Source organism: Methanoregula sp., from assembly GCF_002835825.1.
Classification (GTDB): Archaea; Halobacteriota; Methanomicrobia; order Methanomicrobiales; family Methanospirillaceae; genus Methanoregula.
This window is the reverse complement of sequence record NZ_PIZH01000069.1, coordinates 1-7737: the sequence shown is the minus strand read 5'-3', so window position 1 is coordinate 7737 and position 7737 is coordinate 1. Positions and strand designations below refer to the sequence as shown.

Here is a 7737-nt window from a genome sequence, read left to right as displayed (position 1 = left end):
TTTTGTGGGGGTCGGGCAGGGGCCGGACGGTTTTTATGACCCGTGGTGGTGAAAATGACACAAGGAGAATTGTAAGAATGCAGTACCTTTGCTTTCATCCGCGAAATACATGACACTACGCCGTATTGTTACCCCCTTTACCCGCAGAACTGACATCCCAAACGATAACCGGATTCCGGAATTTTTCTTTGCGGGGCGCAAGAGTCCGGCAAAAAAATCGATACTGTCCCCTGCCCGACCCCCATTTTGACACCAGCAAAAAATACCATAATTTCCTGTGGAAACTCCGATGGTTTTTTACCGTGATTTTCCTCCATGGGAACCCAAGGGGGGTCGGGCAGGGGACACGATCAATTCGACCGGCCGATCGCGATTGAAAAAAATTTTGTGAACTACTGGAACCAGACACCCGATTACAAGGAAGAATGCTATTTGGCTGAAAATATCGAATATGGCTGGATGCATATCGTATTACCCGAAATTGTGAACAGAAAAGAAGGCCAGGGCCGAGACTCGAACCCGGGTCGGGGGATCCACAGTCCCCTAGGATAACCAACTACCCCACCCTGGCAAATTGCCCTTTAATTTTTGCACTGTTCTTTGATTAATGTATCCTTGCCAATGCGTCGGCAGCTCGGAAAAAATGCACGCTCATTACCGAGGGGCCCTCTCCGTCCGCGGGGTGACAATTAATATTGTCAGGAGTCCATTACATATCAGGTGGCCCGAAACACTCTTCCCTGACGGTGATGTATGCCGGAGATATCATCCGGGCATGAGGGCGCGGTGTTTTTCGCGTGTTTCGGGCTTGAACAATAATGGAGGATCGGACTATGGCGGAGAACCCGAAGATCAGGACACCGATTGTCTGCGTGATGGGGCACGTGGACCATGGCAAGACCTCACTGCTCGATCGGATCCGGGGCTCTTCGGTTGTCAGCTCAGAAGCAGGTGCCATCACCCAGCACATCGGGGCAACCATCGTCCCGATTGACGCAATCCGCACCATGAGCGGGACCATGGGTAAGGTGCCAATCAACATCCCCGGCCTGCTTTTTATTGATACACCGGGACACCATGCCTTTACAACGCTCCGTGCACGCGGCGGGGCGCTTGCCGATATGGCGATCCTGGTCGTTGATATCAACCAGGGATTCCAGCCCCAGACCATCGAGGCGCTCCAGATCCTCCGGAACTGTAAAACGCCGTTTGTCATCGCAGCGACCAAGATCGACCGCATTCACGGGTGGCGGGTAAACGAGAACGAGTCGTTCATCTCATCATTCAACAAACAGAACGAACGGGTCAAAGGCGATGTCGAGAACAAGACCTACGAGATCGTGGGGAAACTCTCGGAACTTGACTTCTCCGCCGACCGTTTTGACCGGGTTGCGGACTTCCAGAGGAACCTGGCGATTGTTCCTCTGAGCGCCCATACAGGCGAAGGAATTCCGGACCTCCTTCTTATCATGATCGGGCTTGCCCAGCGGTACATGGGCGACGAGCTGAAACTTCTGGTCGAAGGGCCGGGAGCCGGCACCGTTCTTGAGGTAAAGGAAGAACGCGGCCTTGGGACAACCCTCGATGTTATCCTCTACGATGGGACACTTGCTGTCGGTGACGAGATTGCTGTTGCAACGCAGGGGGACGTTGTCGTGACTAAGGTGAGGTCGCTTTTAAAGCCCCGTCCAATGCAGGAGATCCTCACCGAGGAGCGCTTCGAGCGGGTAAAAGCAGTTGCCGCTGCTGCTGGGATCAAGGTTACCGCCCCGAACCTCGAGGGTGTGATTGCCGGTTCTCCCTTCTTTGTCATCCGGGGGAACCGCGACGAGGTCACGGAAAAAATCAAGAGAGAGATGACCGAAATCCACGTCAACCTTGCCGAGGAGGGAATCGTTATCAAAGCCGATACGATCGGCGCCCTTGAGGCTCTTTGCAAGGAACTCGAGTCCAAGGATATCGGGGTGATGCGGGCGGAAGTCGGCCCGGTCAGCCGGCTTGATCTCATCGAGACCGAGACCATTAAGAACCCCTCGTTCCGCGTCCTTCTCTCGTTCAATACACCTCTCCTGCCGGATGCCGCCGAAATCATCAAAAACCCGTTATACACGCAGGTGAAGGTCTTTGAGGGCAGGGTCATCTACCAGCTCATCGACCAGTACGTGGAATGGCGGGACGAGCAGAAGCGCCTCATGGAGAAGCAGCGCTTTGAACACGTGGTGATGCCGGCAAAGATCCGTCTCCTGCCGGACTGTGTCTTCCGGCAGAGCAACCCGGCGGTTGTCGGTGTGCGCGTGCTGGGGGGGAAGCTCCGGAGCGATGTCAACCTGATAAAGCTAGACGGGAAGAAAGTGGGGCACCTCAAGACCATGCAGCTCCGGCAGGAATCCATCCGTGAGGCTGATGAAGGTCTTGAAGTTGCCATCTCCATTGAGGGGGCAACGGTTGGACGACAGGTGAGCGTGGGTGATGACCTTTTCGTGGATATCCCCGAGCGCCATGTCAAGGTGCTGGAAAAAGAGATGGTAAAGACGCTCAACACCAGCACGCAGGAAATCCTGGCAGAGTTTGCCGCCATGCGCCGCAAGACCGACCCCTTCTGGGGGAAGTAGGTTTCACGCAAAAAAAGCACGGAGGGTTTAATAGCGTACCGGTATAATAAAATGGGTACTTCTCATGTGTGGGCGAATCCGCCGGCAGCCGGAGACGTGAAATGACCCCAGAACAGGGTTACCAAATATAACAGGAAGAATCAGGTATGGTTGAGTTTAAAGTCGTTGTATCAGACCCCAAGACCGGCCGCGCCTACAATGTTGACGCCACCGGTGGCGCAGCAGGTGCGATCGTAGGGAAATGTATCGGTGATGAAATCGAAGCTGGCTCACTCGGGCTTGCCGGATACAAGATCCAGATCACCGGTGCATCCGACCGGACCGGGATCGCTGCAAAGAAGAGTGTCCCGGGAGCCGGGCGCAAGAAACTTCTTCTTGCAGGTGGCATAGGGTTCCACCCGGTCATGGACGGGGAGCGCCGCAGGAAGACGATCCGTGCAAGCGAGATCACCGCGGAGTTCGTGCAGATCAACGCCCGCGTCACGGCATATGGCGAGAAGTCCCTTGATGAGATCTTCCCCAAGGTAGAGGGCGAGAAGAAAGAAGAGAAGAAGTCCGCACCCAAGGCCCGGGTCGGCAAGAAGTAATACTATCTTTTTTATTGCGCTTTTCCCGTGCAGATGCACAAGAGTGGGAAAAAGGTTATGGGTATTGGATAGTGACAATACCGTAGGCGGAGCTGTTCTTTGCAAACTTTAGCGCCCTGCCGTCCTGGTATAGTGTCACCGTGAGGTCGTGTTTCGTTGAGCCGTCCTTCTTCTGGAACTCTGCCTTAACCGTGCCTGCTGCATCCACGACTTCATACAGCCGGATCCCCGAGCTCTCGACTTTCTGGATATCGGAAGGCATCCCGTAGCTTCCCTTGAAGCTTCCAATGTATTCCACCATGACCCACGTACCGGTTGCCGGGACCGCAGGTGCCGGGGTCTCGCGGATCGTGATGGATGCGACACCCGGGGTGACCTGCACGGGAGTTTGCGGGACGGGAGTACTGCTCACAGAGGGAGCTGTTGGGGAGCTCTCCCCCCCGGACCCACCTCCGAGGAAAAACAACGCAGCGATGATCACAGCCGCAACCACACCGATGACGGCGGCAATGGGGAGCCACGGCAGATCGCCGAGATCCATTCCTCTTCTCCTTCCATGTCTCATAATCTGACTCCTGTAGTATTCTATGTAAGATATTGAATATTTTCAGGAAATACTTTGTGTAGTACAGTCTCTGGTGAAACTGGAGACGCATTTGGATATTTTTCCGGCTATGCCTTCCGCAGGGCCTGCCGGAGGGGATCGCGCAGATCTTCGCAGGGAACCTGGTATTTTTTTGCCAGAACCACAAGGGCTGCCGGGGGGAGGAGATTGGTTTCGAACCCTTCCCGGATCACCTTGTTCATCTCCGCTACAATCTCTGTCTCCTCGACCTTCCGTGCCCGTGCAATGCGGCCGATAAGCTCCTGCATGGGATCATTCCTTTCGAAGATTGCAGAGGTAGGCTTGAAGCCGACCGGTATGGTCACTGCAGCAGTATCGAATGCCGGCAGGAACATCCCGTTCTCCTGCTTCAGGAGCCCATCCTCCTCGGCACGGCGGAGCAACTGGTTGGCCTGATCCGTGCTCATCCACTTGCGGTCAAGGGCGTAATAGTAGACCAGCTCATTCTTCTTCATTCCGCTTTTCCGGGTGTGCCGGAACGGGGCTGCGATTGTTGTCTTCAGGGTCACTTTCCTGCACCAAGAAGGATATTCTTCATATCAAGGGCATCCAGCCCTTCCCCTCGGCCTTCCTTTGCAATGTCAATATCGGTGCGGGAGACCTGATCGGAAAGTCTGAGATAGAAGATATCGTTTGCTATCGGGACCTTCCCCCCCCCGCGCAGGGCAAGGGCGAGAACGGAGACGCGGAGGTCAACCGCTTCCGTGATGGCACCAGGGCGAAGCAGGTCCGGTGTTATCTCACCGAACGTGGCCCGGTCAACTGCAATTTCCACCCGTGTCCTGACCTTTACCAGTTCTTTTCCGGTAGTCTTGGTCGATTCCGTATTGTCCAGCTCAGCAATGTACCTGAGCGTCTCGATGAAGGGCATGCCCATGGCAAACGAGAGATCCACCCGCTGCGGGAAACGATAATAGATCCTTCGCATGAGAAAGAATTGTACACGATAGTGATAAAAGATTGCGAAAATTGCGGTTACAGAACCGCGGTAACCGGAAAAAAGAATGGGATATTGGTTATTCGAGTAACACTGCGTTGATGATGCCGTCCTGGCCGGGGCGGCTCGTGATCCGTGCTGATCCAAGTTCGGTCTTGATGACCGCACCCTTCGTGAGCAGGTTCCGCCGGACATAGTTCGGGTTTGCCGTGTTCTTCTCCACGGTCTCGATTTTGACCTTCTTGGTCTCGCCGCTCTTCAGGTTGGTCACGTTGGCTAAGTTAGCCCTGAGGGCCATAGTAATGTGGTTGCCACCGTATGTCCGCACAACGCGATTGCGGGCCTCACCCAGGTGGGTGTCTGCTGCCGCACGGCCGATCTCTGCTCTCCTCTTCATGGCTGCCGGGCGGCGCCTGCCACCGGTAACCTTCCGAACTGATTCTCCCTGCCACTGCATGGTGTCACTCTCTGGTATTTCCCCCGGACCGTTGCCCGAAGGTGGTGCTCTATATATTCACGCCCGGGTTATTTATAGTACTTCTTTTCCGGCCACTCAGGCCAGGATTGCATCGAGGAGCGCTGCCACACCGTCGCCCGTCTTCAGGTTGGTCCTGAAGACCGGCATCCCGGGATTGTACCGGGCGATGTCTGACTGCATCCGGTCCAGGTTCGCGCCAACAAGCGGTGCGAGATCAACTTTGTTGATAACACCGATCGTGCAGTCGCGGAACATCATGGGGTGTTTGTTCACGACGTCATCGCCTTCGGTGGAGCTTACCACGACAACGCGTTTCTCCGCACCGAGCCGGAAGTCCGTGGGGCAGACCATATTGCCGACATTCTCGATAAAGAGGATGTCAATTTTGTCGAGAGGGAGATGGTCGATTGCGTGCTCCACAAGATGTGCGTCAAGATGGCATTCCTTTCCCGTGTTTGCATTGTATGCGGGGATACCCGTAGCAACGATTCGCTTGAAATCGTCATCGCCGTACACATCACCGGCAATTGCCCCGGCCTTGAGCCCTTTCTTCTCCAGCAGGGGCACAAGCCGCTCGATCAGCGCGGTCTTTCCGGACCCGATCGCGCCCAGAAGGTCAAACGCACGCACCCCGTGGGCTTTCAGGTGCGCCGCGTTATGGTCGGCCAGAGTATTGTTTGCGTCGTACACGTCCTTCTCCAGCCTGACGTCGATATGATGCATAATAGAAGGTGGGAGCGTGCAGTGTTTATACCTTGACCCACAAACGATCTGGCAATGGCAGCTGGCGAGTGCATCATCTATCCCTGCTACTTCAATGCGGCATATTCGCGTGCTGAAGGGAGGCGGGTTCCGCGCAGTATCGGGGTCAAGGCACCGGTCCTGACAGATCTTGAGCGGGCCCTGAAAAAGGCAGGCATACCGTTCCGCGCAGAGGACAAGCACCACCCGGCCCACTGGACACGGCGCGAAGGCCGGCTCGTTGTTGAATGGAAGGAGAAGAAGGAACTGCTGATCCGGAAAGTGGCCCAGAGACTGGAGAGCAGGAAATGAGCGGCATGTACGACCTCCACACCCATTCGATCCTGTCTGACGGGGAGATGCTCCCGATCGAGCTGATTCGCCGCATGGCAGTGACAGGATATACAACTGTTGCGATCACCGACCACGCAGACCCGTCCAATGCTGAATCCCTGCTTGCTACCCTTGCACGGGTCAGGGAATCCGCGGACCTGTTCGGGGTTCGCCTGCTCTGTGGTATCGAGATCACCCACGTCCCCCCGCAACAGATCGCACCACTGGCAAAGACCGCGAAAGCACAGGGGGCCGACATCGTGGTTGTCCACGGTGAAACAACGGTCGAACCGGTTGCCGAGGGTACCAACCATGCAGCCTGCGGATGCAAATATGTCAATGTCCTTGCCCACCCGGGGCTTATTACATTGAAGGATGCAAAAACAGCTGCAAAGAACGGCATTGCCCTTGAGCTGACCGCACGCGGGGGACATAACCGGACCAACGGCCATGTGGCACAGGTTGCCCGGCAGGCAGGCTGCCAGCTGGTCGTGGATTCCGATGCGCATGCCCCCCATGATATCATGAGCGAGCGCGCGAAATTTGTTGTGGCAAAAGGGGCCGGGCTCAGCGACCGGGAATGCAGGGAAGTACTATCTTTAAATATCGACGAGTTCCTCGGGCTCTGAATTTTCTATTTATACTTTCACGCAATGTTTAAATACCGTGCTGTCACACATATATAGAGTACTAAAAAAATCCAATGTTATTGTATCCTTGAGGTTATTCGTGAAAGTGGTTGGCCGAGCGATGAGCACTATTGGCAGCCGGATGCTCATCATCCAGTGCGATGCCGCCCAGCTTCCCCCGCTGTACAGCGAGGTAAGCGATCGGCGGATGAAGCCGGTGGGAAAGATCCTGGACCTCTTCGGGAACATCAAAGCCCCGTATGCCGCCGTTCTCTGCCGGGAAAAATGCACCGTCCAGCCCAATGAGAAACTCTTCACAAAATAACACCCGCATGTGGATACCGGTAAAAATCCCGTAATCAAAAATGCCCGCTAATCAGGAAAAGGTGAACGTGGATGCAGGAAATCGAGAAACTGAAAACCCTCCAGTCTGAGCGTGAAGCGCTCAAAGCGAGGACGAAACAGAAAGAGCAGGAGAAAAAAGCCGAGAACCACACAGAGACTGTGTGCCCCGAGTGTGGAGGCCGCCAGCTCGTCCACGACTACGAACGTGCGGAACTTGTCTGCCAGAGCTGCGGGCTTGTCATCGATGACGACTTCATCGACAGAGGCCCGGAGTGGCGTGCCTTCGACCACGACCAGAGGAGGAAGCGTTCCCGTGTTGGTGCATCGATGACCTTCAAGATCCACGACAAGGGTCTATCGACCATTATTGACTGGCGCAACCGGGACTCCTATGGCCTTGCCATCTCCTTCAAGAAACGGACAGCGCTACTCAGCTTCCGCAAGAGGCCA

Annotated in this window: 11 protein-coding genes and 1 tRNA gene; 6 read left to right on the top strand and 6 right to left on the bottom strand. The window is 55.4% G+C overall.

Annotation, left to right across the window (positions count from 1 at the left end):
• Positions 1 to 498 precede the first annotated feature (498 nt).
• A tRNA-His gene (locus CW742_RS04115) sits at positions 499 to 571 on the bottom strand.
• Between the two features lie 262 nt (positions 572 to 833).
• Here CW742_RS04115 and infB point away from each other — a divergent pair.
• Both infB and CW742_RS04105 read left to right on the top strand, forming a co-directional pair.
• Complete coding sequence (infB, locus tag CW742_RS04110; RefSeq protein ID WP_292416841.1) at positions 834 to 2612, top strand: translation initiation factor IF-2; 1779 nt, start codon at positions 834 to 836, stop codon at positions 2610 to 2612.
• Between the two features lie 146 nt (positions 2613 to 2758).
• The gene (locus CW742_RS04105) at positions 2759 to 3199 is read left to right on the top strand and encodes a 30S ribosomal protein S6e (protein WP_292416839.1); all 441 of its coding nucleotides are present in this window, start codon (positions 2759 to 2761) and stop codon (positions 3197 to 3199) included.
• Between the two features lie 55 nt (positions 3200 to 3254).
• Here the strand turns inward: CW742_RS04105 and CW742_RS04100 are convergent, their stop codons facing one another.
• The 5 genes from CW742_RS04100 to hypB all read right to left on the bottom strand — a co-directional run bounded on the left by CW742_RS04100 (position 3255) and on the right by hypB (position 5962).
• Positions 3255 to 3740, bottom strand: coding sequence for a hypothetical protein (locus tag CW742_RS04100; RefSeq protein ID WP_292416837.1), 486 nt, complete (start codon positions 3738 to 3740; stop codon positions 3255 to 3257).
• Between the two features lie 131 nt (positions 3741 to 3871).
• Positions 3872 to 4333: a DUF2240 family protein gene (locus CW742_RS04095; RefSeq protein ID WP_292416834.1), complete on the bottom strand. Its 462-nt coding sequence runs from the start codon at positions 4331 to 4333 to the stop codon at positions 3872 to 3874.
• A complete protein-coding gene (locus CW742_RS04090; protein WP_292416832.1) occupies positions 4330 to 4752 on the bottom strand; it encodes a hypothetical protein in 423 nt (140 codons plus the stop codon). The genes CW742_RS04095 and CW742_RS04090 overlap by 4 nt, the downstream gene beginning before the upstream one ends.
• 88 nt (positions 4753 to 4840) lie before the next feature.
• Positions 4841 to 5218, bottom strand: coding sequence for a 30S ribosomal protein S8e (locus CW742_RS04085; protein WP_292416829.1), 378 nt, complete (start codon positions 5216 to 5218; stop codon positions 4841 to 4843).
• A gap of 96 nt (positions 5219 to 5314) precedes the next feature.
• Positions 5315 to 5962 (bottom strand): hydrogenase nickel incorporation protein HypB, encoded by a 648-nt coding sequence (hypB, locus tag CW742_RS04080; protein ID WP_292416826.1) that lies wholly within the window; start codon positions 5960 to 5962, stop codon positions 5315 to 5317.
• Positions 5963 to 6016: 54 nt separating this feature from the next.
• Here hypB and CW742_RS04075 point away from each other — a divergent pair, with 54 nt between their 5' ends.
• The 4 genes from CW742_RS04075 to CW742_RS04060 all read left to right on the top strand — a co-directional run.
• Entirely contained in the window at positions 6017 to 6292 is a 276-nt protein-coding gene (locus CW742_RS04075) for a signal recognition particle subunit SRP19/SEC65 family protein (protein ID WP_292416823.1), read from the top strand.
• Positions 6289 to 6942 (top strand): histidinol phosphate phosphatase domain-containing protein, encoded by a 654-nt coding sequence (locus CW742_RS04070; protein ID WP_292416820.1) that lies wholly within the window; start codon positions 6289 to 6291, stop codon positions 6940 to 6942. The genes CW742_RS04075 and CW742_RS04070 overlap by 4 nt, the downstream gene beginning before the upstream one ends.
• A gap of 100 nt (positions 6943 to 7042) precedes the next feature.
• Positions 7043 to 7267, top strand: coding sequence for an H/ACA ribonucleoprotein complex subunit GAR1 (locus CW742_RS04065; RefSeq protein ID WP_015284386.1), 225 nt, complete (start codon positions 7043 to 7045; stop codon positions 7265 to 7267).
• 71 nt (positions 7268 to 7338) lie between these two features.
• Positions 7339 to 7737, top strand: a 399-nt coding sequence (locus CW742_RS04060; protein WP_292416816.1) for a TFIIB-type zinc ribbon-containing protein, incomplete at its 3' end; no start/stop codon positions are given.